Origin of the sequence: Curvivirga aplysinae (assembly GCF_009711445.1) — a bacterium.
GTDB classification, from domain to species: Bacteria; Pseudomonadota; Alphaproteobacteria; order UBA8366; family Aestuariispiraceae; genus Curvivirga; species Curvivirga aplysinae.
This window is the reverse complement of the sequence record NZ_SMMC01000212.1, coordinates 36,623-61,066: the sequence shown is the minus strand read 5'-3', so window position 1 is coordinate 61,066 and position 24,444 is coordinate 36,623. Positions and strand designations below refer to the sequence as shown.

At 43.0% G+C, this 24,444-nt stretch carries 23 protein-coding genes, 1 tRNA gene and 1 riboswitch; of the genes, 10 read left to right on the top strand and 14 right to left on the bottom strand.

Annotated elements, in window-relative coordinates; translation table 11 throughout:
* The first annotated feature begins 109 nt into the window (after positions 1-109).
* A complete protein-coding gene (locus E1160_RS15705; protein ID WP_155156909.1) occupies positions 110-514 on the top strand; it encodes a DUF1801 domain-containing protein in 405 nt (134 codons plus the stop codon).
* Positions 515-550: 36 nt separating this feature from the next.
* On the opposite strand, the gene E1160_RS15700 is transcribed toward E1160_RS15705, so the two are convergent.
* Positions 551-626, bottom strand: a tRNA-Thr gene (locus E1160_RS15700).
* Positions 627-868: 242 nt separating this feature from the next.
* Positions 869-1,101, top strand: a riboswitch (cobalamin riboswitch).
* A 179-nt stretch (positions 1,102-1,280) separates the two neighbouring features.
* On the opposite strand from E1160_RS15700, the gene E1160_RS15695 reads away from it, so the two are divergent.
* From E1160_RS15695 to E1160_RS15675, 5 genes are read left to right on the top strand one after another with little or no spacing between them, the layout of a single operon-like run.
* Positions 1,281-2,075 (top strand): DUF4198 domain-containing protein, encoded by a 795-nt coding sequence (locus tag E1160_RS15695; protein ID WP_155156907.1) that lies wholly within the window; start codon positions 1,281-1,283, stop codon positions 2,073-2,075.
* A 26-nt stretch (positions 2,076-2,101) separates the two neighbouring features.
* Complete coding sequence (gene cbiM, locus E1160_RS15690; protein WP_155156905.1) at positions 2,102-2,716, top strand: cobalt transporter CbiM; 615 nt, start codon at positions 2,102-2,104, stop codon at positions 2,714-2,716.
* Between the two features lie 16 nt (positions 2,717-2,732).
* Complete coding sequence (locus E1160_RS15685; protein WP_218048950.1) at positions 2,733-3,350, top strand: cobalt ABC transporter permease; 618 nt, start codon at positions 2,733-2,735, stop codon at positions 3,348-3,350.
* 5 nt (positions 3,351-3,355) lie between these two features.
* Positions 3,356-4,153 carry a cobalt ECF transporter T component CbiQ gene (cbiQ, locus tag E1160_RS15680; protein ID WP_155156903.1) on the top strand — a complete coding sequence of 266 codons (798 nt, stop codon included), beginning with the start codon at positions 3,356-3,358 and terminating at the stop codon, positions 4,151-4,153.
* Positions 4,137-4,841, top strand: coding sequence for an energy-coupling factor ABC transporter ATP-binding protein (locus E1160_RS15675; RefSeq protein WP_155156902.1), 705 nt, complete (start codon positions 4,137-4,139; stop codon positions 4,839-4,841). Before cbiQ ends, E1160_RS15675 begins: the two co-directional genes overlap by 17 nt.
* A 50-nt stretch (positions 4,842-4,891) precedes the next feature.
* Here the strand turns inward: E1160_RS15675 and E1160_RS15670 are convergent, their stop codons facing one another.
* Genes E1160_RS15670 through hemC form a run of 3 tightly spaced genes read right to left on the bottom strand, consistent with a single transcriptional unit; the run spans position 4,892 to position 9,247 of the window.
* A complete protein-coding gene (locus E1160_RS15670; protein WP_155156900.1) occupies positions 4,892-6,106 on the bottom strand; it encodes a heme biosynthesis protein HemY in 1,215 nt (404 codons plus the stop codon).
* Positions 6,103-8,337, bottom strand: coding sequence for a uroporphyrinogen-III synthase (locus E1160_RS15665; protein WP_155156898.1), 2,235 nt, complete (start codon positions 8,335-8,337; stop codon positions 6,103-6,105). The genes E1160_RS15670 and E1160_RS15665 overlap by 4 nt, the downstream gene beginning before the upstream one ends.
* Positions 8,330-9,247, bottom strand: coding sequence for a hydroxymethylbilane synthase (hemC, locus tag E1160_RS15660; RefSeq protein ID WP_155156896.1), 918 nt, complete (start codon positions 9,245-9,247; stop codon positions 8,330-8,332). The genes E1160_RS15665 and hemC overlap by 8 nt, the downstream gene beginning before the upstream one ends.
* Positions 9,248-9,404: 157 nt before the next feature.
* On the opposite strand from hemC, the gene tsaD reads away from it, so the two are divergent.
* Positions 9,405-10,454, top strand: a complete 1,050-nt coding sequence (gene tsaD / locus E1160_RS15655) for a tRNA (adenosine(37)-N6)-threonylcarbamoyltransferase complex transferase subunit TsaD (RefSeq protein ID WP_155156894.1) — start codon at positions 9,405-9,407, stop codon at positions 10,452-10,454.
* A gap of 12 nt (positions 10,455-10,466) precedes the next feature.
* Entirely contained in the window at positions 10,467-11,462 is a 996-nt protein-coding gene (locus E1160_RS15650; RefSeq protein WP_155156892.1) for an NAD(P)H-dependent glycerol-3-phosphate dehydrogenase, read from the top strand.
* A 6-nt stretch (positions 11,463-11,468) separates the two neighbouring features.
* On the opposite strand, the gene E1160_RS15645 is transcribed toward E1160_RS15650, so the two are convergent.
* The 7 genes from E1160_RS15645 to E1160_RS15615 form a co-directional block, all read right to left on the bottom strand.
* Positions 11,469-12,053, bottom strand: a complete 585-nt coding sequence (locus E1160_RS15645; RefSeq protein ID WP_155156890.1) for a hypothetical protein — start codon at positions 12,051-12,053, stop codon at positions 11,469-11,471.
* A 113-nt stretch (positions 12,054-12,166) separates the two neighbouring features.
* Entirely contained in the window at positions 12,167-13,090 is a 924-nt protein-coding gene (gene hslO, locus E1160_RS15640) for an Hsp33 family molecular chaperone HslO (protein ID WP_155156888.1), read from the bottom strand.
* A 146-nt stretch (positions 13,091-13,236) separates the two neighbouring features.
* Positions 13,237-14,154, bottom strand: a complete 918-nt coding sequence (gene argF, locus E1160_RS15635; RefSeq protein WP_155156886.1) for an ornithine carbamoyltransferase — start codon at positions 14,152-14,154, stop codon at positions 13,237-13,239.
* A gap of 4 nt (positions 14,155-14,158) precedes the next feature.
* Complete coding sequence (locus tag E1160_RS15630; protein WP_235914180.1) at positions 14,159-15,367, bottom strand: aspartate aminotransferase family protein; 1,209 nt, start codon at positions 15,365-15,367, stop codon at positions 14,159-14,161.
* Positions 15,368-15,535: 168 nt separating this feature from the next.
* Positions 15,536-16,336, bottom strand: coding sequence for an ABC transporter permease (locus tag E1160_RS15625; protein ID WP_155156884.1), 801 nt, complete (start codon positions 16,334-16,336; stop codon positions 15,536-15,538).
* A gap of 16 nt (positions 16,337-16,352) precedes the next feature.
* Positions 16,353-17,150, bottom strand: coding sequence for an ABC transporter permease (locus E1160_RS15620; RefSeq protein ID WP_155156882.1), 798 nt, complete (start codon positions 17,148-17,150; stop codon positions 16,353-16,355).
* Positions 17,151-17,293: 143 nt separating this feature from the next.
* The gene (locus E1160_RS15615; protein ID WP_155156880.1) at positions 17,294-18,547 is read right to left on the bottom strand and encodes a hypothetical protein; all 1,254 of its coding nucleotides are present in this window, start codon (positions 18,545-18,547) and stop codon (positions 17,294-17,296) included.
* Between the two features lie 333 nt (positions 18,548-18,880).
* Here E1160_RS15615 and E1160_RS15610 point away from each other — a divergent pair, with 333 nt between their 5' ends.
* The gene (locus E1160_RS15610; RefSeq protein ID WP_155156878.1) at positions 18,881-19,519 is read left to right on the top strand and encodes a regulatory protein RecX; all 639 of its coding nucleotides are present in this window, start codon (positions 18,881-18,883) and stop codon (positions 19,517-19,519) included.
* A gap of 13 nt (positions 19,520-19,532) precedes the next feature.
* Here the strand turns inward: E1160_RS15610 and E1160_RS15605 are convergent, their stop codons facing one another.
* Positions 19,533-19,814, bottom strand: a complete 282-nt coding sequence (locus E1160_RS15605) for a DUF1674 domain-containing protein (RefSeq protein WP_235914179.1) — start codon at positions 19,812-19,814, stop codon at positions 19,533-19,535.
* A 90-nt stretch (positions 19,815-19,904) separates the two neighbouring features.
* Between E1160_RS15605 and E1160_RS15600 the strand changes: the two genes are divergently transcribed.
* Positions 19,905-21,278, top strand: coding sequence for an RsmB/NOP family class I SAM-dependent RNA methyltransferase (locus tag E1160_RS15600; protein WP_155156876.1), 1,374 nt, complete (start codon positions 19,905-19,907; stop codon positions 21,276-21,278).
* Here E1160_RS15600 and E1160_RS15595 read toward each other — a convergent pair.
* Together E1160_RS15595 and E1160_RS15590 are read right to left on the bottom strand one after the other, a co-directional pair.
* Complete coding sequence (locus E1160_RS15595) at positions 21,275-22,705, bottom strand: sigma-54-dependent transcriptional regulator (protein WP_155156874.1); 1,431 nt, start codon at positions 22,703-22,705, stop codon at positions 21,275-21,277. The genes E1160_RS15600 and E1160_RS15595 overlap by 4 nt on opposite strands.
* 116 nt (positions 22,706-22,821) lie before the next feature.
* Positions 22,822-24,387 carry a sulfatase-like hydrolase/transferase gene (locus E1160_RS15590; RefSeq protein ID WP_155156872.1) on the bottom strand — a complete coding sequence of 522 codons (1,566 nt, stop codon included), beginning with the start codon at positions 24,385-24,387 and terminating at the stop codon, positions 22,822-22,824.
* Between the last annotated feature and the right edge of the window lie 57 nt (positions 24,388-24,444).

The window sequence follows — 24,444 nt, the reverse complement described above, 5'->3', positions numbered from 1 at the left end:
CCCCATATATAATATACTGAAAGTCTAATATGAATTGCGAAACTCGTCTATCTGATAATAAGATGAAATGATTAAACCTATGAGATAGGTATAACTTGAGAGTAAAAATATGAACGACGGCGTTAAATCTAAATGGGAAGGCTACTCACCTGAGGTAAGGGAAAAGTTGTTTGTGTTACGAGGTTTGGTTTATGAAGTTGCCAAAGAGGATGGATTAGGGCCCGTTCAAGAAAGTTTGAAATGGGGAGAGGCGAGTTATGCCGTTAAGGGAGGTAGCCCGATCCGGTTTGACTGGAAAGAAAAAACACCTGATTTCATATTCATGTATGTGATTTGTAATTCCCGTCTGGCCGAAACCTATCGTGAATTATATGGGGCAAAATTGAATGTAGAGGGAAAACGCGCAGTTGCGTTTAACATCAACAATGACTTACCGCTTGAAATAGTAAAAGACTGCATTTCACTGGCACTGAAATATCATCAAATTAAACATCTGCCCCTTTTGGGAAAGTGATATTCTATAAGGATACAAGGGATTTTTTTAATTAAATGGTGCCGCTTACGTGACTTGAACACGTGACCCCCTCATTACGAATGAGATGCTCTACCAACTGAGCTAAAGCGGCACGACCGAATTATTCGGTTAACGAGTTTTTATAATCTGCCTTCGCATTTGTAAATATTCTTTTGTTGCAAAAATCCGTATTCATTATCGAATCTGAACTGCGGGCTCAAATTACCTGTTACCACTAATTGATTGTTAGGCTAGATTGATTTGCGTTTTTAATAGGATTGATGTCGCAAATTGATGTCAGGCTAAGAAAGTAGCTTGTGTGAGATGATTTTTCATTGACGAAAATTATAAATTCAGTAGGTTGCGGGGGATGGTTCTCTGAAGATAAGCTTCTAGGAGATTAAAAGGGAACACGGTGAGGCGTACCCATTAGGGACCAAGACCGTGGCTGCCCCCGCAACTGTAGACGGTGAGTTTTATCCATCAGTACCACTGGATGATGTTTTCCTTGGGGAGGACAATCCGGGAAGGTCGGATTAAAACCAAGACCCGTGAGCCAGGAGACCTGCCATCTGAAAAGGTCACGGGGTGTGTTTCTATATGTCTCAATCCAGTGATTTTTTTATTTTTTGACCTGACGCCGGGGTGAGCGTCTTGGACAAATGTTTTTGATTATTTCGAATTCATTGTCTGCTTTTTAGCTCCCGAGCGTCTCCTGATCGCATGTCTATTGAGGCATGCAAATAATAAGAATTTGGAGACAGAGATGAAATCTTTATTCCTTGGTGCTGCTGCACTGGTTGCCGCAACATTTTCCGCACAAACTGCATCTGCACATTTTCAATTGGTATATACACCAGAAGTAAATCTTGAGAAAAAAGCTGATGTGCCATTGAAGCTTATTTTCTGGCATCCGTTTGAAAATGGTCATGTGATGGATATGGGCCAGCCAAACGAGTTTTATTACGTTAATAAAGGTAAGAAAACAGACCTTCTTGGTTCTTTGAAGCCAATTAAGTTCAAAGGGTTGGAAAATGAGGCCGATGCTTATGAAGCTGTTGTGCCTGTGAAACGTAATGGTGATTATGTGTTTGTGATCGATCCGGCACCATATTACGAAGAAAGCGAAGATATTTATATTCAACAGATTACCAAGACTTTCTTGAATAAAGGTGACCTTCCAACTGACTGGAATGAGCCTGTTGGTCTTGAAACAGAGATCGTACCTTTGAACAAACCAACAAATGTTTTGGCTGGTTCCACATTCACAGGTCAAGTTTTGGCAAATGGTAAGCCTGTTGCTGGTGCAGAGATTGAAATTGAATATATGGCTGCAGAACCAAACATTGATACAAACAGCCCAAAAGAAGCAACCGCAAACCCAATGCCAGGTGGCGCGGTTGTGGCGATTTCTGATGCCAACGGTTATTTCACATTTGGTATTCCAAAAGCTGGCTTTTGGGGCTTTGCTGCGTTAGGTTCCGGCCCGGCGACAGAACATGAAGGTAAGGAACTATCCCAAGACGCTGTGATTTGGGTACGTGCATACGACGTTAAATAAAACGTCTTTGAAGAAGGGAAACTGAAATGCATATCGTAGATGGTGCATTATCAACTGAGGTTTTGATCGGCGGCGCGGCTATAACAACTGTTGGTCTTGGTCTTGGTTTAAAGAAGCTTAACATTGAAAATATTCCGACTGCGGGTGTTTTAAGTGCAAGTTTCTTTATTGCCTCCCTTATTCATGTGCCATTGGGACCTTCCAGTGTTCACCTTATTTTAAGTGGTCTAGCCGGGTTGGTTCTCGGCTGGGCTGCTTTTCCTGCCCTGTTTGTCGGATTGTTGTTGCAGGCCGTATTCTTCGGCTTTGGGGGATTGACCGTCTTGGGGGTAAATGCGGTGAATATTGCGCTTCCTGCTGTGATCGTTTATTTCATCTGTCGTCGTGGTGTGTTAAGTGAAAATCGCACTGTCGCGGCCCTTTGGGGAGCATTCGGTGGTGGGTTAGCCATCGCTCTGACAACTGTTTTTGTGGCGATTTCGCTTGCGTTAACAGGGGATGAATTCTTCGAGGCTGTGAAGCTGGTTCTTTTTGCACATGTACCGGTTATGATTATTGAAGGCGTACTTTCGGGTATGGCCGTCTTGTTAATTCATCGTGTGAAGCCTGACTTATTTCAGGTGGCTACACGGGCCGTTTAGGACGGAAAAGGTTTATATGTTCAAATATATAAAGAAAAATCTAGCAGTTACCGCCTTGGCAGCAACTTTATCTGTTGCTGTGGTGGTGCCTGCACATGCGCATAAGGTTTTGGCTGACGCTTATGCCAGTGGTGATATGATTGAAGGGGAAGTCGGTTTCTCCAACGGTGATATGGCGAAGAATGTCCGAATTGAAATCGTCGATGTTGATGGCAATCCTTTGGGTGAAGCGCAAACAGATGAAGATGGTATTTTCTTCTTTAAACCAACTCAAATGGTAGAACATGTATTTCGTGCTGATCTGGGCGCGGGACATGTTGCAGAATTTTCTGTTGCCGTTGAAGATTTACCTGAGATTAATGGGCAAACTATGCCTGTGACAGCAACGAGCTCTTCGGTAACACAAACATTGACTGCATCTTCTGGGCAAGCAGTGGTAGCTGCGCAAGTGTCTTCAGCTGATATACGTAGTATTCGTCAGGAAATGAAATTGCTTCGCAAAGAGATTGCTGCCTATAAAGAGAAGAATGATTTCCAAACTATTCTTGGCGGTTTGGGCTATATTTTTGGCCTATGTGGTTTGTATTTATTTTTTCTTGCCCGTAAGGAAAAGAAAAGCGTGACTAAAGGATAGCAGGGATGAGTGAGATTTTAGAGGTCGAACAGCAAAGCTGGACCGACTCTCAATCCACAGAACAAGAAAGTTTTCTACGTTCGCTTGACCCACGTGCGCGTGTGGTTGCGTCTGTAATTTTCTCTGTTACCGTTGTCAGTCTGAATAATTTGGCAGTGCTGACAGTGGCCCTGTTTTTCGCCATTGCCTTGATGATGTCGGCACGTATGCCTGCAAGTAAAACGTTAAAGCGTATGGCTGCAATGGATGGTTTTATCATCTTTATGCTGGTGATGTTGCCTTTCACTATGAAAGGTGAAGCCATGTTTCATGTGTTTGGTTTTGCCGCATCCTGGGAAGGTTTATGGAAAGCCATTGCGATTGCCTTGAAAGCCAATGCGGCTGTTTTATCTTTGATGGCATTGGTTGGATCTATGGAATCTGTAACCTTTGGTCATGCGTTACACCGTTTGAAAGTACCAACTAATCTGGTGCATCTATTACTTTTCACTGTACGTTATATTGAGGTTCTTCACGAAGAATATCAGCGCCTTCGTAATGCAATGAAGACCAGAGGCTTCCGTCCGCGTAACAGTTGGCATACCTATCAATCTTTTGGCTATTTAATTGGCATGATGTTAGTACGTGCCTTGGAAAGATCCGAACGTATCTTAAAAGCGATGAAATGTCGGGGCTTTGCTGGTCATATTCCGATGTTGAATGATTTTCAGTTCCAAACACGCGATCTTTTCTTTATCCTGTTTTTTGCTGGTGTTTTGGTCAGTTTAGTCCTGTTGGAGGTTTTTAATGCCCTCTCTTATTAATTTAAAGGATGTTCATTTTGCATATCCGTCTCGTCCGTCTGTTTTAAACGGTGTGGATTTGAGTTTATCTGCAGGTGAACGCCTATGCCTTACAGGTTCTAACGGCGCTGGAAAAAGTACATTATTCCAAATCATTGTTGGCTTGCTTCATCCAACACAAGGTGACGTTTTTGCTTTTGGTCAATCACGTAAAGTGGAAAAGGATTTCCATGAAGTACGCCGCCTTGCAGGATTAGTGTTTCAGGATCCGGATGATCAATTATTCTGTCCAACAGTTGCTGAAGATATTGCTTTTGGCCCGATGAATTTGGGGAAAAGCAAAGAAGAAGCGATGGCGATTGTGGATACAGTTTTACAGCAAATCAATATGACCAAGTTAAAGGATCGTATTACGCACAAGCTTTCCGGTGGTGAAAAGCGCCTTGTAACACTTGCAGCCGTGTTAGCGATGGGGCCTGAAGTTTTATTGTTGGATGAACCTACCAATGCGGTGGATGAGGCAGGCACAGAACGCCTTGTGGAAATTTTAAACGAGTTACCACAGGCGATGATTGTTATTTCTCATGATCCACATTTCCGTCAGAAAATCGCGACGCGCAGTCTGCGCTTACAAGATGGTAAATTATTTGATCCGACACCTAAATGCGATCATGCGCAGACAGATATGCCTGAGGCGATTGCTGTATAACTTAATCGAAATTGTGGTTATTAAAAAAGGGAAGCATATGCTTCCCTTTTTTAATCGATTTCAACTTCGTCATTATCAGTTGAAGCCAGTTCCAACCAATGATGGGCTTTCGCCATATCGTGATGTTCTTTTTCTTCCAGTTCAGCCATAAGACGGCATAGGCGAGGGGAAGGTGTTTTATCTTTTTGCGTTGCCATATCTATTAAAGGTGCTGTTTGCTTACGCGCTTCGCCCCATAACGCAGCATCAAGCGCAATACGCGCCATCGCAAAACGACTTTCCACATGATCCTGATTTGACTGGGTCAGTTTCTCAAATCGTTTGACTTGTTCTAATTCGTTCACAGACGTGTTTAAATCTTTATAGGTATAAGCAAGTGCCGCATTCGGTTTTAGCTTCCACGTGTCTTCAATCAGTTTTTCTGCTTTACGCAATTTTCCGTTAGACTGCAGTAAACGTGCATAAAGTGTAACTGCAGGGGCGAGTGACGGGTCAACACGGACCGAACGTTTGACTAGATTTAAGGCAATATCCTCATTGCCTTGATCACGTGCAATACGCGCTTTTTGCATCAGAATTTCTGCTTTGCGCTTTTTGCCATCTTCTAAAGGAAGAGCTTTTGCTTTGATCGCTTCTTCGACAGTTTTAAGGGCGCCATCCCAATCTTTGGCATCATCTTGCAGTTCAAGAAGCTCCGTTAGGACCCAAGGTGTATCAGGACGAAGGTCATGCGCTTTTTGAGCAAGTTCCAAAGCTTTGTCTTGATCACCATCTTTGGCTGCCTGCATCATCAATCCACGCACACCTAAAAAGGCTGCCTGAGGATGATCCAACATTGCCTCAAAGAATTTCTCTGCAGCTTTTTCATCTCCATTTAACTGAGCAGACTGCGCAGAAAGTAACATGGTTAGAGGTGGATCATTTAAAAGCGTATTTGCCTTTCGTGATTGTCGCTGCGCCTCTAATTTATCGCCTGCTGCAACTGCGACGAGCCCTTGTGTTAGGGCACGATACCCTTTTTCCCGACGAGAGAGTGCGCGATTTTCTTGAAATTGTTTAGGTGCTTTTCGTATCGTACGATAAAGACTAACAGCAAAATAAAGCGCCACGACCAAGATCAGCAATGCAAGTGCCACTATGCCTATAGAGGCATCTACGCGCCAGCCCGCGAGTTCGATTGAGACATGTCCGGATTGTTCGGCCAACCAGTATCCAATCGCGGCTAAAATAGCGATCTTTGCAAATATAAGAAGACCACGGATCATTGATTATTCTCCGTCATATTCGGATTACCAAGGATAGCGTTGCTGGCTGTTTGTCGAATGCGTGCAAGATATGTTTCTGCTTGATCCAGTTTAGTCGCTGCTTGAATCCAATCTGCAACATCCTGACGTTCTGTAGACAAAGGGGCTAGAATTGTAATTGCAGCTGATAAATCACCACGTTGTAGGGCTATTTCCGCGCGACTAATTGGCGGTGCATTTTCATCTTCGCCCACACGACGGACAGAAATCAAATTCTGTAAGTTGTTTAATGTTGCATCCATCCATTCAGTTTCTCCGGCATCTGTACGATGTGCTTCTGGATTAGCAGCAACCTCACTATAGGCTCGTTGAAGTTGATATAATGTAGGCACGCCATCTTCCGATAAACGTTCTAATTCATTCAAATCAACCAAAATCTCATCCTGTGCCGTAGCCAGTTTTTGAAGGGTGGATATGTAGCTCTCTAAAGGTCTACCTTTTTGTAATGCGTCGGACATTTCCATCACGCCAATCAACACAGCAATTGATTGCTGATTGCCATTGGGCGCAGTAATCGTCTTAGAAGGCATATCTGCTAAATCTTCAAGTGAAGCTTTATATGATGATACATCATCTTGAAGCTGTAATAATTTGTCTTCCAAATTTAGTTGGGTATCAGTAATTAAGTTATTAACCTGATCGACTTGGTTTTGAAGATTTTGTATAGCCTCATTTAACGGAGAGAGGTCAATGCTGGTTCCATCTGCTGTTTCTGTGATGATTGGAATTGCATCTACTTGCTTTTGAAGGCCAGCAATCACATTTGACACTGATGATAGTTCGTTGCTTATCAGCGCGGAAACAGATTCTTCCGAGATAGCATTGTCACTAGATGATTGAATTGCAGTTGATAGTGCGGTTTGCAATTGTTTTAGGCGTTCTTGGAGTGGGGCGATAGCTTCCTCAATTTTTCCTTCTACAGCATTTTCATTTTTTGCTGCTGCTAGGTTAGGTGCCAAATTGGATAATAACGGATTTAAGGCTTTTTCAACTGTTGGCGACCAATAGGGCTGTAAGATCAAGGCGCCAGTCAATGCGGCAATACTGATCAATGAAAATGTAGAAACGTGTTTTTTGATAATTACTGGTTCTGCATCGCTGATATCTGAAGAATGGTTTGCAGTAGTATTGGTATCTTGATCAGATGTATCAACAATTTCCCCTTCGATAATAGGCGAATCTTTTTCTTCATTAACCTTTTCAGATTTATTGAAAGTTGCTTTTTCTTCTATCGCCGCCTTGATGATCTGATCTTTGTGACTTTCAGGGATGTGGTTGCGAGTTTTCCAACCTTGAACGGTGCTAACTGCCACACCGACCTTACCCGCCATAGGGCGAATGCCACCGAAACCGTCGATGATTTCTTCTGCACTATAGTCGCTCAGTAGATTATCATAATTGTTGTTTTCTTGATCATCGTTAGAAGGTGTATCTGTCATCAGAGCATCCAATAAAGTGAGAAGGTCATTCTGAGTAGGTTGTTTAGCAGTTTGAATATCGAGCCAGTTTTGATGCTTGAGTTTCGCCGCAACATTTTGGCTAAGGCAAATTGCTGTTACTGTTTTAAGAGTTTCGCCTAAATTAGCTTTTTCTACAAGAGCTGAAAAACTTTCAGCCGTACGAGGGGAATAAAAAAGTACGCATCGTACGCGTGCATTTGCAAGCGCTTCAATTACATCAATAGACAAATTTGTCGCTTTAATTGAGTCATATAATGTGGCTCGATGATAGGTGAAACCATTTTTTTCGAGCAGGTTGGCGAGATCGCCTGCAAGCTTACTGCCCGCAATATGAGTTACGGGCCCATTTTCAGGATTTAATTTTTTCTTAATTAAATCAGCAAGTTTATCTACATCACCAGCTGCCGTCTCTATTTGGTTAAAACCTGCATCTCTTGCTTCCCTTGCAGTGGCATCGCCAACAGCATAGATAGGTAACCGAATGTATGTATGTTTGTGTTTCTCATTAGAGGTGAGCGCACGTACACCATTTGCAGAAGTTAAAACTAAGGCCTGTGATTCTGCTAACCAATCAGGAAATTCTGTCGGTGGAGTAATATGATTTATTTTTAAAAGTGGAGAGGAGAGAGAGGTGTAACCGCGCCTATCAAGAATTTCCAGCAAGCTTGCTGCATCTTCTTTCGGGCGCGTGACAAGAACTATATTGTTCGGATGTTCTATCGTGTTATTCACCGAAGAAATTATCTCCCATCTGTGCTTTTACTTTTTCACCAATGCGGCTACCAAGATCAAATGCATCTTCAATTGCGGCAAAGTCTTCTTCCAGAATTTGGCGTTCACCATTATAAGATAAGGCCATCCCACGTAATCGCAAGCGTCCATCGTCGGTAAATTCAGCCAAGCCAGCAATTGGTGTGCGGCAAGACCCGTCCAATTTTGCAAGAAAAGCCCGTTCAGCTGTCACACGTGTCGCTGTTTTTTCGCAGTTTAACGGATCAAGCAAGGCTTGCGTTTCATTATCACCTTTTCGTAAGGTTATGGCAATTGCGCCTTGTGCAACTGCCGGTAAAATATCATCAACCTCTAAGGCAGATGTCACAACTTCTGTCATATCTAATCGATTAAGCCCTGCCATGGCTAACAAGGTTGCATCGGCTTGGCCTTCTTCCAATTTACGCAGACGTGTCTGCACATTTCCACGGAAAGTTACGACGTTTAGGTGAGGGTATTTTCCAAGGATTTGAGCTTGGCGACGTAATGAAGAGGTGCCTACAACGGCACCGTGTGGCAAGTCAGCTAAAGTTTTTGCCTTTGTACAAATAAATGCATCACGTACATCTTCACGTGGCAAAACTGCACCAAGTTGTTGGTCTACAGGGATTTGTGTTTCTAAGTCTTTCATAGAATGTACGGAAATATCCGCACGGCCATCGGCTAACGCTTCATCTAATTCTTTAGTGAACAAACCTTTGCCGCCCACTTCTGATAACGGGCGATCCAATATCTTATCACCTGTGGTCTTCAATTCCACGATTTCACATTTTAGTTCAGGATGAGCGGCTATCAATTTGTCGCGTGTTTCATAGGCTTGTGCCAGTGCGAGTGGAGAGGCACGAGTACCGATTTTTAGAATTTTTGCCATGAAAGACCTATCATCTGAGAAGTTGGAATTTGCCTGTTGTTGAAACAGGTAAAAAATGCAATTTTCTATGAAACAAGCTGTAGCCTATTTGGGCCTGATAGGCTACACCCTTCTAGCAAGGTTATAGAAGAAAATTATAGATTTTTGAGCAATTTGAATGTTAGTCCTCGGAATAGAAACATCTTGTGATGAAACCGCAGCAGCAGTCGTTTCTGTAAAGGACGATCAATCCAGTGGTGAAATCCTTTCCAATATCGTTCTATCGCAATTAGATGATCATCGTCCCTATGGTGGGGTGGTTCCTGAAATTGCGGCACGCAGTCATTTAGACCATATGGACAGTATTGTGGAGCGTGCTCTAAATGAAGCCAACCTAGAACTAACGGATTTGGATGCAATCGCGGCAACAACAGGACCAGGGCTTATCGGCGGCGTAATGGTTGGTATGATGACTGCAAAAGCTCTGGCACTTGCCGCAAATAAACCTTTTGTATCCGTTAACCATTTGGAAGGTCATGCTTTGACTGCACGTCTTAGCGAAGATGTTGCATTTCCATATTTATTGCTCCTCGTATCTGGCGGACATTGTCAAATTCTTTGTGTTCGTGGTGTCGGGGATTATGAGCTTTATGGTTCTACTATTGACGATGCGGTTGGTGAAGCATTTGATAAAACTGCCAAATTACTGGGGTTAGAATATCCAGGTGGACCAAATGTCGAAAAAGCAGCGGCATCAGGTGATCCTCATCGTTTTAAATTGCCGCGGCCAATGGTAGGTCGTCCTGACTGCGATTTTTCTTTTTCCGGTTTGAAAACGGCAGTGCGTCAGCAGATTGAAAAACTGTCGGAAGATGAAAGAGATGCACAAGCGCTTGCGGATATTTGTGCAGGCTTTCAATTGGCTGTTGGTGATGTATTTGCTGATCGATGTCGTCGTGCAATGGAACGTTTTCGTGCCGAATGTGGGGACGGTCATGCCCTCGTTGTCGGAGGTGGTGTTGCAGCGAATAAAGCATTACGTGCTGTTTTAACGGATGCAGCAGCAGCTCAAAATATGCGTTTCGTTGCGCCACCGGTGAAGCTATGCACAGATAATGGTGCTATGATTGCCTGGGCGGGCTTAGAACGTTTACGCCGCGGATTAACGAGTGATTTAAATGTCGCTGCAAAACCCCGTTGGCCACTTGATAGTTTAAAGATTGACTAAGAGAAGAAGAAAATGACTGCACTCAAAACAACTGTGATTGGTGGTGGAGCATGGGGAACTGCTTTGGCTTGTGCCTCACGCCGCGCTGGGTCTGATGTTATCTTATGGGCACGTAATACACAGGTTGTTGAAGATATCAACGAAGGTCGTGGTAACCCGTTATATCTGCCAGAGACGCGCCTTGATGCCGGCATTTGTGCAACGGGCGATATGAAAGAAGCCCTTGCTGCTGCGGAGGTCATTTTGTTGGTTGTGCCTAGCCAGCATATGCGAAAGGTTGCTGAAGAGATGGCTCCATATGTTGCTGGTAAAGCGATCGCCTTGTGTTGTAAGGGTGTCGAGCAAGCAACAGGAGCGTTGATGCACGAAGTCGCACAAGAGGTCATGCCAGAGGCACATATTGCTATTCTTTCAGGACCAACATTTGCGTCGGAAGTTGCTATCGGACTGCCGACAGCAGTGACAGTGGCTTCGAGACATGAGGCTTCCCGTGAGTTGATTATGAAAGCTGTGGCAGCACCGACATTTCGTCCTTATCCGACAGATGATCTCGTTGGTGCTGAAATTGGTGGGGCTGTAAAAAATGTTTTAGCAATTGCTTGTGGTATTGTGACGGGTCGTGAACTTGGAGAAAACGCACGAGCTGCCTTGGTTACACGCGGATTAGCAGAAGTCATGCGCCTCGGTGAGAAGCTCGGCGCCAAGTCAGAAACCTTAATGAGCCTATGTGGACTGGGGGATTTGGCACTTACATGTAACAGCCCTCAATCCCGTAATATGTCTTTTGGTATAGAACTGGGCAAAGGACGTAGTGTCGAAACAATTTTAGCAGAACGTCGTGCAGTGACCGAGGGGGTATGGTCTGCGACTTCGGTCACAGATTTAGCACGCAGATTAGATGTGGATATGCCAATCTGTGAAGCAGTGAATCGTATCGTCACCGATGGGGCCGATATTGGTGAAACGATCCGCCAATTATTAAACAGACCGTTTCACGGGAAAATCTAAATTAGATTAACGAAGATAATCTTTTAGATATTTACCAATTCCGTCGCGGATTTTTAAATTCATATCATTGATTGTATCTTCGATTAGATCGAACCATACACGTTCACGACCTGTTAAAGAAATATCTTCCGCTACCGTTATACTTCGGCTTACAGAACTATTGGTTGTCGCGCTGCCACCAAAGGCGTCTTGAATTTGAATTTCAACAGTCAATTTAGACGTATATTTTTCGGATTGTTCCGTCGTGAATGTACTTGTGATACTGTTATTGTTTGATAGAGCTTCCTCAACAATTGACGCCTCTGAAATTATGATTTTTGCGGAACCGGATTGTCCGACCGATTTAAAGACATCTTCTGCCCATGTCGCTGTTGTTGCCAGCATGGAGATCGGTGTTTCATGTTCTATATGTGGCTGTTGTAACGGTGGTTGATAAGCTTGCACAACCTCAATGGATGCAACGTCTAAATTAATTCTTTGCAAATGTGTAAAGGTAAGATCGGGAAAGTTATGTCTTTCTACATTTGTTGAGCATGCTGTTACAATTGTGACAATGCCTAAGACAAATAATGATCTGATCATTTTGCGCATAATTTTTCCCCGCGATTATCTTTCAGAAATTTAGAGGCATACTATGAACAAATTCGCCCATAATGGTCAAGAGATCACTATGGGCGTAGATAAAAGATGTTTTAAACTAATTATCAATGTCTAGTTTTCATCTGCGCGATGTCTTGATCATTGAATTCGTAAGTTGTGTTACAAAATTCGCAAGTGACCGCGATCTTATCATTTTCCATCGCATGTTCTAGATCATCAGCATTTAATTGCAAAAGAGCACCAGATACTTTCTCACGAGAACAGCGGCAGTTAATATCCAGAGGTTTTGTATCATAAATACGAACACCATCTTCATGGAAAAGGCGGTAGAGAAGGTCATTTGCGCCTAATTTTTCATCGGTCATTTCTTCTTCTGTAGCACTTTTCATTAAAGTAACTGCACGCATCCATTCTTCCAAGGCTTCGCCTTCCATGGATTTAACGATGTTGCCGCCTTCCTCTGGCATCTTTTGAAGCATGATACAACTAGATCGCCAATTGCCATCTTCACCTTTGCCCGCAGCTAAATGCACACGGGAGGCTAACTGATCTGATTGCGCAAAATAATGGCCCACAGCTTCCTCCAACGTTTTACCACGAATTTCCACGATACCTTGATAGCGTTCCATATCTTGGCCTTGATCCACAGTAAAAGCCATATAACCTTTTTCCAGTAGGAAAAGGACAGGCGCACGCATGCAATCATCGTAATCAGGTAAATCTTTATCGACTTTGATATAGCCACGTACATTGCCGTCACTGGTGACATCTGCAACCATCATGGAGACAGGGCCGTCGCCTTTTGCTTGCAATGTAAAGACACCATCATATTTCAATGCAGTGGCCATTGCTGCGCCTAGTGTTAGAAATTGTCCCAATAAAACCTGTGCAGGGTAGGGAACCTCTGGATGACGTTTCAGGATGGTATCAATGGATTTACCCATACGTACGATACGGCCATTAATGCCGGATTCTTCGATCATGAAAGGTAATACCATATCGTCGGTGAGTTTTGTTGTATCAGACATTTCGAACCTATTTCTTTTTTGCTTTTGTAGCTATTTGAAATTTAGTGCCACAAATAAGCAGCTTGGGGCCTTTTTCAAGACCCCAAGCTTTTATTAGCATAAGCCAAGTTTAACCTTAGCCCGTCTCATTGTAAAATTTTGACGCTTTATAGAGCATCCAAGCAATATGCCAAAACCCCTTTTTGAGCATGAAGGCGATTTTCCGCTTCATCCCAAATGACGGATTGAGGGCCATCAATAACTTCTGCGGTTACTTCATTACCGCGATAAGCTGGTAAACAATGCATAAAGATAGCATCGGATTTTGCGCGTGCCATTAATCTTTCATCGACTTGGAAAGATTTAAGTAAGTTGTGACGCACAGGGGCATCTTTATCACCCATTGACACCCATGTATCTGTGACAATGCAATCTGCACCTTCTGCTGCAGGTTCCGGGCTATGATAAACTTCAATATTGCCACCTTCAGCTTTTGCCCAATCGATAACATCCTGTGGTACAGGTAATTCTTCAGGTGTTGCCAAACGCAAGGTGAAATCAAAACGTACAGCAGCGTGAATGAAGCTTGTTGCCATATTGTTACCATCACCAGACCAAGTAATTGTTTTTCCTTTGATGGAACCACGATGTTGTTCATAGGTCATAACGTCAGCCATCAACTGACATGGATGTGTGCGGTCTGTCAGGCCATTAATCACGGGCACAGTTGCATATTCCGCCAATTCTAAAAGTTTATCTTCTGTTGTTGTTCGGATCATGATTGCATCTACATAGCGGCTTAAAACACGTGCCGTATCAGCAATGCTTTCGCCGTGGCCAAGTTGAGATTCAGATGGTGTAATAACAACAACTTCACCACCTAATTGTTTCATACCAACGTCAAAGCTTAAACGCGTACGTGTAGACGGTTTTTCAAAGATACAAGCAAGTACTTTACCTTCTAATGGTTTCTCTGTGCCGCGCGCGTTCCCTTTACGAAAAGCATTACCAGCATCCAGCATAGAACGTAATTCAGTTTCTTGAAAATGATCAAGATCTAGGAAATGTTTTGGAGAATTTGTCATGACCTTAGCCCTCCAGCTTTTTAGCTGCTGCGTCCATAGCAGCATATGCTTCGTCAATATGTTCTTTTTCGATAATCAATGGTGGCAATAAACGGATGATATTATCCGCGGCACCAACAGTTAGTAGGCCTTCATCCTTGAAAGCTGAGATAACTTTGATTGCTTCAATGTTTTCTGCGTTGGCCTGAAGTCCGATCATCAGACCTGCACCACGCCAACTTGTGAAGATTGAAGAGTGATCTGCAACCAATTGATCTAATTTACCTTGTAGATAGCTAGCTACTTCTTGCACATGGTCAAGGAAGCCATCTTTCTCAGTCACATCTAAAACGGCATTGGCAGCTGCCATAGCTAATGGATTGCCGCCATATGTCGTGCCATGTACGCCTGGTACCAAACCTTTTGCAGCTTCTTCGGTGGCCATAAAGCAACCCACAGGGAAACCACCACCAAGACCTTTGGCCGTTGCAATTGCGTCTGGCTTAATATCTGCCCATTCATGGCCCCACATCTTACCAGTACGTGCATTACCGCATTGAATTTCATCGAAGATCAATAACAGGCCGAATTCGTCTGCTGCTTCGCGTAAACCTTTTAGATATTCCATATTGGCTGGACGGATACCGCCTTCACCTTGAATTGGTTCGATCAAGATCGCAGCGGTTTCTTCGGTAATTGCACTACGCAATTCATTCAGATTACCAAATGGAACATTGTCAAAACCGTCAACGGCTGGACCAAAACCTTCTACATATTTCGGATTTGCCGCCGCAGAGATCGTTGCAAGTGAGCGTCCATGAAATGCACCTTGAACCGTAATGATCCGCCATTTATTTGGATTGCCATCTACATAATGATAGCGACGCGCAAGTTTGATCATTCCTTCCATGGCTTCAACACCAGAATTGGTGAAGAAAACACGATCCGCAAAACTGTTTGCAGTGAGGCGTTTGGCTAATCTCTCTTGCTCGGGAATATGGTATAAATTACTGACATGCCAAAGTTTTGTTGCCTGATCTTGTAAGGTTTTAACAAGATGTGGATGACAATGACCTAACCCATTTACAGCGATGCCCGCATAAAAGTCCAAGAATCGTCGTTCTTTCTCATCGAAGAGATACACCCCTTCGCCCCGGACCATAGCTTCTGGGAACCGTGCGTAAGTGTTCATCACAGCGCTTGTTTCAGGCGCCAATGTCTCTTGAGATGACATAAAAAACAGACCTTTCTGATTTTTTGGAGTTAAAGATGAAATTTCCACTTTTGGAAAGAAGCAGGAATGCCGTTCTTCATGCGCCCTGTCAATTGAAAAGAGAGGAAAAGAGCGGTTTTCAGGCGATTTAACCTTGTTCTACTACTTTTATGAGATGTAGTGGTGGATTTACGGTTTGATTTTATATCCGGTGCTCAGAACGACGAGGGTAATCGCCCAAATTACAACCATCCAAATGGATGCCATACCTAACCCTGCCCAGATATCTAGTTCATGTGCGCCGGTAAAACCATAACGCACGGCCTCGACAAGACGAAATACAGGGTTGTAATCTAATAGGAATTGCAATTCTTCGATTACGGCGCTTCTTGGAAAGAATGAACCAGACAAGAACATCAATGGCATAACAAAGAAGGTTTCTTTTGCGGAAAGCTTATCCCATTTCTCGGACCAAATAGTTGCAAGTACACCTGCCGAAGAAAATAAAAAACACCCAATCAAAATGGCAGAAATAAGCTCGGGTATATGTATAGGCATTGTTGGCCCGCCCATTAGAAGCAATACCATCCATACAGAAACGCCAATGGTAAAGGCCACAAACATCGAAGAAATTGTATAGCTTAACAAGATCTCGAATCCAATGAACGGCGCGCCAAGTATATCTTCAATATTACCTTCAAGCTTATCAAACATCAGCGAGAAAGCTGTTGATTCAAAAGCACGCTGAAGCATGGATGTAATGATGAAGCCCGTGGAAAGAAAAACAATATAATCCAAGCCATTGGTTTTTGGCATGTTTTCGCCAACAGCAATTGTAATTATAAGCGCGAATAAAGCCGCTTGAAGGGCAGGACCAATAACAGATACACCAAAGAAGCGAACTTCACGACGTAGTTCGCGTTCTACCAAGGTGCGAATACCAATGAGGTTCAGGTAGCTTAGTTTTACGGGTATGATTGTATCTGACATGGTCCAGATCCTTACCTTAAGCTTTTAACTTATAGCCAGATTTTACCCAGCGCCAAGCACTTAGAAATAATGCTGCATTTACACCCAGCATAACGGCAACTCCAATCATAGGAACAGAATCTGATTGGCCGATAAAGCCGTAACGGAATCCATCAATCATATAGAAAAATGGATTGAATTGGGTCAGGGTATAAAATGGTTCCGGTAAGCGGGTAATGGAATAAAAGGTACCGCTTAGGAATGAAAAAGGCATAATTACAAAATTGGTAACCGCAGCAATATGGTCAAATTTCTCTGACCAAAGACCGCCAAGAATACCAAGCAAAGACAGCATCATAGATGCCATAACGGCATGAAAAATCACAAAGAAAAGGTTATGGATAGACATATCTACAAAGAAAGACATGGCGATCGCAGTGACAAAACCAACAAGTGTACCACGTGTTACACCACCTAATGTATAAGCTGCTGTAAATTCAAAAGGGCTGATTGGTGGTAATAAAACGTCGACAATATTTCCTTGGATCTTGGAAATTACCAAGGATGAAGACGTATTTGCAAAGGCATTTTGCGCCATACTCATCATTATCAAGCCTGGTGCAAGGAAAGATGCAAAGGCAACGCCATTTACTGTTTCAACTGCCCGACCTAATGCTAGGGTGAAGATAGCAAGAAACAGCAGGGTCGTGATCACAGGGGCAGCAACCGTTTGTGTGAAAACATTGAGGAAACGTTTCACTTCTTTTACATAAAGATAGCTCGCACCGATCCAATTAATGCGGCCAAAACGTCTAGGCGTAGCAACTTCCGACATAGGAACTCTTTTCCTTCGATAGGAGAATGAATTTTAATATTTGTATATGCAATTGGCTTGAACTTAGAAGTTCAGTTACATGAATTCAAGAGGGGTAAGGAAAACAGTCTGTCTTTCAGCTGCATAATATTTATGAATTTGATTTAATAATCCTTATTATCATCACGGCCTGCTGAACGTTCAATCTGTCTTTTACTGCGAAGGTCCGAATTTACAACTTCCAATGCTGATTTATTAAATTTTCCTGCTTCTACTCGGTTTTTTAGCTCAAGATCTTCGCTTTCACTATCCCAACTATGCATCATTCGAACAGTGCCCGCACGGCTACCAACACCTGACATGTCATAGCCAATAGATACCATTTCAACTTCACGGGTCGGCTGTGGCATGACACGGAATAACTTGATGATAAAGTCCTCTTTTGTTTCCTGAGAGTCATTTTGTAGTTTTTTCCAGCCTACATAGTGTTGTTCCCAACCATCAAGGGCATAGGCGATATGCATTCGGTTTTCATAAAGCTCTTTTTTTAACTCTTTGAACATATCATCATGTGTATAGGATCGATCATCCACTATAAGAAGCTGAATAGCACTTGCTTGTTTCTGGGCAAAATCAAGAAATTTATCTGCATTTTCTTGGATGTTCGTGATGAAGCCTGAGATTTCGATATTTGTGCCCTCGCGAAATTCTTCCAAACGATCCATTAAGTCTTCTAGTGCACCTAATTGGCGACTGAGATATCCAATATCTCTATCTTTACTATCCTTATCAAGGATAGAACAGATAGGGGCTGCAAAAGAAGAATAGAAATCAAGGCGTGCAGAAAGGGTTTCCGGGGTGATTTCACCATGTTCTGCCGCTGCTTTCGTGATTTCGCGTGTCAGGCGTAAAACGTCTTCCGGGTTTTCTCGGGCTAACTGTTGCAGGATACTGCGACTTACATATTTCAATTCACGATTATCGATTGTTGCCCCGTATTTACGTGCAAAAATAGAAAGAATTTCAAAATACGTATTTTGAGAATCTATTGATTCGATACGTAATTCTTCAACTGCGCGCATGCGCAAGATCGGATCAGCAAAAGCCATGTCAGTTTCAAATCGAATTTCACGCATGGCTTGGGGGTCAATATATCCCTCGGTTTTATAGCCATATTGAGAAACGGAAGCATGAAGAGCTTTATCTCGATCTGAAAGTTCAGCCCATTCCATGACGTCAAGGAAGGGCATGACCAAATCCCCACCAACACCAAGAGCAGAATCGCCGGCCCAATTACTGATCAAGGCTTCATAGACGCTGCCTTCAACTTTGGAAGGGCGACACCGCATGCCACCTAAATTTTTGGTTTCAAAACCAATATAGACGCCTCGATCTTGAAATTTTCCCGGCTTTGCCATGTTATTTATTAGGCCTTATACATTACTGCTGTAATTGAAATATCTATGAGATAGATCATGAATGTATTTTGGTTTTACCGTGTTTTTGGATATTGTACTAGCAAATAAAACGGCGCCCAATAAATTTGAGCGCCGTTTTAAATTAGCTGTCGTGCCATGACAGGATGGGAGGGGCAGGATATCTTAGCCAAGGCACTTCAAGCTCGTCTTGGATGAAAAAGGTTTTTGCCTCTTTCTAAATATGACTATAAGGATGGTTAGGCGAACTGCCTGTGATGATCATCACAGGAATGTGGTTTTTTTAATTTTATGTTTTGGGGAAGGAAGGTGAAAATGAATGATGATAACAAGCTTGTTCCTTTTGCGCGCCTTGCCAAGAATAACCCGCGAAAAACAAAAGCTAAAACCAAAATACCAGCCCGAAAAGAAAAGAAGCCCAAGCCAGCAAATGCAGCACGTTTAAATAACGTTGCTCTTTACTATTTGGAACGATTTTCCAGTAGTGCGGAAAATTTACGTCGTGTCTTGATGCGCCGGGTTGATAAATCCCATATGCAACTGGGAACAGATCGCGAGGAAGGACGGCAAGCGGTTGATGAAATAGTGGAACGATTTATCGAAGTTGGTTTGTTAAATGATCAACTTTATGCGCGTTCCATTGCTTTTTCTCAACATCGGCAAGGTAAATCTGTAAAAGCCATTCGAATGAAGCTTATATCGAAAGGCGTTGGGTCATCTGATATTGATGCAGCTCTTTTGGAGCTTGAGGAGGAATTAGAAGGGGATAGTGATACAGAAGCTGCAATTTCTTACGCAAAGAAAAGGCGTTTAGGGCCTTTTCGGATGAAAGAGAGAGCAGAGAGACGAGATCGCGATATGGCAGCGTTAGCGCGACAAGGTTTTTCATATGATCTTGCAAGGAAGGTCATAGATGCAGAAGATGTAAGCGATTTGGAAGATTTGCTCTATTGAATAAGCTTAGTCCTTAAAAATCAATGCAACGACCAGCTTTTTCCCAATCACCATAACGGGTCGGTTCTAAACCTTTCGGGCCACCGATTTCAATTTCAACTTCTCCGTTTTCTTCCGCCATTTTACGCCAACGTCGCCCGGCTTCATCAGCCTTTAATTCAGCAAGTGTTTTTGAATCATGACCTTTAACTTCTGGGTCCATGATAGGTTCATCATCACCAGATGTCATTGTTGGAGAAGCTTGTTTTTCAACAGGTGCTTTTGAAGATTTGAACAGGTTTTTTAATTTTTCCATAATGATCTATATATGTGATTACTCTTTATAAAAGTAAAGATTTAATCTTTTCCCTTTCTTTCATGTGTTTTTCGGGTCATAACCCTGCTTATGACAAATACATCCAGAAATTCCAAAAATCGTTCCAAGCCTCCATATCGTCGTCGTGAGCATGCAGAAATATCCGCACGTCTTGTTGCGTTGCGTATGCTGCGTCGTATCCTTGATAAAGGACAGAGTTTTGATCAAGCTCAATTACAACTGGCCGATGATCTCAATCAATTGGAAGATCGGGATAAAGGGTTTGCCCGTGCAATCGTCCTTAATAGTTTACGTTACAAAGGACAATTGGATGCTTTGGCAGAAGAATTTTTGGAACGTCCGGTAACGGGTGATCAGGGAATGGTCGCACATTTCTTACGCGTTGGAATGGTGCAATTATTAATACTAGATACGCCACCTCATGCGGCTGTTGGCGAATTGCTTTCATTATTGGATAAAACGTCTGAATTCGCCATTATCCGTAAATTCAAAGGATTAATTAATGCTATTCTTGGTCGTGCAGATCGAGAAGGAGATGCATTGCTTGCAATCCAAAATGCTGCAAAATTAAATACACCCGCCTGGATTTGGGATAGTTGGGTCCGTGATTATGGTGAGGAAACCGCGCAAGCGATGGCGGAAGCCAATCTTGAAGAAGCACCCATTGATGTTTCCCCACGCCATTTGAAAGATGCTGAAAAATTAACAGATGCTATTGATTTGCCTGGCGGTGGGCAGCGTTTACCTGCTGGATATCATATGCAAAATGTACCCGGATTTAGCGAAGGCCACTGGTGGGTGCAGGATTTAGCAAGTTCGCTACCGCTTAAGATTGCAGATAAACTGATCGGCGGTTTTGATAGTAAAACTACTTTGGACTTATGTGCGGCTCCCGGCGGAAAGACCATGCAGATGGCTGCAGCTGGTGCAAAGGTGACAGCAGTTGATATTTCCAAACCACGTTTAGCGCGCTTGCATGAGAATTTAGACAGAATGGGTTTATCTGCAGATATTCATGTAGCTGATGTTGTGAAATGGAAGCCAGCAGAGCAAGCAGATTTTGTATTTGTGGATGCACCTTGTGGGGCAACAGGAACCATGCGCCGCCACCCGGATTTAGCCCATATTAAATCGCAGGAAGATGTTGATAAGTTAGTCGCGACACAAGCACGTTTATTACCTGCGGCATGGGATATGGTTAAGTCCGGTGGATATATGATGTATGCAGTTTGCTCTTTACAAAAAGAAGAAGCTGAACATCAATTTCAAAGCTTTATGAATAGCCTGTCAGATGGCGAATTTATCGCTATTCCGAAAAACATTATCGATGGTGTTGAAGACTGCATCACCGATGAAGGCCTGTTGCGCTGTCGTCCAGACATCTTGGCTGAGATCGGTGGTATGGATGGTTTCTTCGCAGGATTAATCCGCAAAAAAGACTAATCCCCAACAGCTTCAGTTGTTACAACAGCTTTGCTTTTCCAACTTTCGATCTTTCGATACAACGTGGATGGCGCAACCTCTAGTTTTCTTGCGGCTTGAGGGATATTGCCTTCACATACCTGAATCGCCATTTCAATATAGGATTTTTCTGCGATCCAAAGTGGAGAAACTGTAGTTGGATCTCTCATCGTCATGGCATGACCTGCTTTTGCTATTTGTGCATCAACAAGTTTGGCTTGTTCAGGTGAAATTTCAATATGGCTGAGTGGCGGTGGTAACATCTCTGGCTGTACAATTTCACCATCATTTAATACGACGATGTTGCGGATAATATTCTGTAGTTCACGTACATTCCCCGGCCATTTATAGGTGGCCAGAATGCGTTCCACTTGTTCACTAAAGCCGCGGAAGTTTTTTTCTTCTTCTAAGGTATAGTCTCTTAAGAATTTACGAGCGATCAATAAGATATCTTCGCCTCGCTCTCTGAGTGGCGGCATCGGAATAGGGATTACATGAAGGCGATAATATAAATCCTCACGGAAATTACCTTGTTCAACTTCTTCCAAAACATCACGATTGGTCGCACAGATGAATCTTACATTCACTTCTTCAACTTGGCTTCCCCCTACTTTTTGGAAGGTGCCTGTTTGAATGAAACGTAAGAGTTTAGTTTGTAACTCCATCGGCATTTCACCGATTTCGTCTAGAAATAGAGTGCCGCCATTGGCCATGGTGGCAGCGCCATCGCGGTCGGCCGTTGCCCCCGTAAAAGCGCCTTTTTTATGACCGAAAATTTCTGATTCCATGAGGTCGCGTGGAATAGCGCCACAGTTGATAGCTATAAATGGATTTTCCGCCCGTTTGCTTTGGCGATGAATTGCTTCTGCACAAACTTCCTTACCTGTACCGGATTCACCAGTAATAAAAACAGTGGCTTTGGATGTTGCAGCCGAATCGATAATGCGATAAACAGCTTGCATGGAAAGGGAGGAGCCCACAAAACCTTCAAAATTCGCGCGGCTGGAATCCTTGATACTTTCGACAAGTTCTGTAAGTTTTAATTGTTCTAAAGCGTTGGTGATCGTCACGCGTAAACGATTGGCATTAAAGGGCTTTACGATGAAGTCATAAGCCCCTGTCCGCATAGCATCTACTGCCACGGCAACAGATCCATGGGCAGTGATCACAACTGTGTTGATAGGCAGTTCGTTTTCTTGAATGATCTTTAGCAAATCAAGACCATTCATATCTGGTAATTCAATATCAAGCAGAAGAACATTTGGTTTCCATTCTTGAATAAGCTGTAAGCCAAACTTACCTGTCTCGGCGATTTTCACATCAACGTCGAGTTCGGACATATATTGCTTATATAGCAAGGACAGAGACGGAGTATCTTCCACCAACAATACGCGTGGTCTTATGGACATTGATTTTAAGGTCCTGAAGTCGTTGCAGCCATAATATTACAAATCAAGATTTGCAATTTGCGAATTATGCCTTGAATTAGATGAAGTTGCAAGAAAAGATTGGCTGAATTGTTTGGTTACCATTCTCCAAAAATGACACCTTTTTTCTGCCAACTATCTGTTCTTGCTTCGACATCTTGATCACTGATGGTTTTGCGAACCTTACGTCCCGATAGATGCCAGTCAAATAATGTTTGGGCAAATTCTTCGCGAATATTGGCGAAAGCGGGATCTTGGCCCAAATCGTTTAATTCAAGTGGATCACTGATCATATCGAATAATTGCGCCGGATAGCCAAGGTAATGAATGTATTTCCAGTTTTCTGATCGGATCATCCATGCCTTACAGCTATTCACATCTAAACCTAGGTCCAGTCTTGCACCGCGATGAGAATAATCCAACTCACAAATCGCATAATCGCGCCAATTTTCTACTTTGCCATCTTTCAATAAGGGAAGCAGGGATCGTCCTTCCAATCTTGGGTTTGGTAGGGTGCCTCCTAAGCTATCCAAAAATGTAGGTATAAGGTCAATTGCTTCGACAAGTTCATCTATCACTTGTCCTTCTGCTATATCGGGGCCTGCAATAATAAGGGGGATTTTGGTTGAACAATCGTGGAAAAGTTCTTTTTCACCGAGCCAGTGATCTCCCAAGTAATCTCCATGATCTGATGTAAAAACGATTAACGTATCGTTTAGGCGCCCATTCTTTTCCATAAATTCAAAAAGGTGGGCTAATTCGTCATCTAATTGCTGGATCAATGCCATATAGGCGGGGATTACCGTTTCACGTGTTTCCTCGCGGGCAAAGTTACGTCCTTCGGCATGGTTCATAAATGCTTTTACCACAGGGTGTGGATTGTCTAATTCGTGGTCCTGTCGATTGGCTTTGGGTATATCATTTTTATTGAAGTTCGAAAAATAAGGCTCTGGTGCCATATAAGGCCAATGAGGTTTGATATAGCTAAGATGTAAGCACCATGGTTCATCACCTTGCTCTTCCATAAATTTCATGGCTTGATCTGTCATCCATGGCGTTTCTGAATGTTCGGCCTTAATGCGTGCGGGCTTATTGCAATTACGCATATACCAACCAGATAGAATTTCACCATCGTCACCTTCGGCTGCATTTGCCCAGCTATGCCAAGGGTTTTCACCATCATAGCCTTGATTACGTAAATATTGGTTGTAAGCCAAATCAGGATTGGTTAGCTGGTCTGGGTGTAAACCGTCATCACGGATATAAGGTTCAAAACCTGCTTGAGCAGTAAGGATACCTTCATAACTTTCCGGTTGAATGGATAACTTTTCCATACTTGCCATATCGGCAACCATATGGGTTTTGCCGGCTAAAGCGACCCGCACACCAAGAGGACGTAGATAATCTCCAAGTCCCCATTCGCCGATTGATAGTGGAATTTGATTCCAGGTTGCTCCATGTGACGTAACATAGCGACCAGTGTAAAAGGAGACACGGGACGGACCACAAATAGCCGATTGCACATAAGCATTGGTGAAGCGAGTGCCACGTGCAGCAAGTGCATCAATAGTTGGTGTTTTTAAAGTTTTATGCCCTGCACAACTTAGATAATCCCAGCGGAGTTGATCTGCCATAATAAAGAGAATGTTTTTAATTTTACTCATTTTTCTTTTCTCCCATACCCCGATAAAACTTTATAGGCCAGAAAATAGGAAATAAAA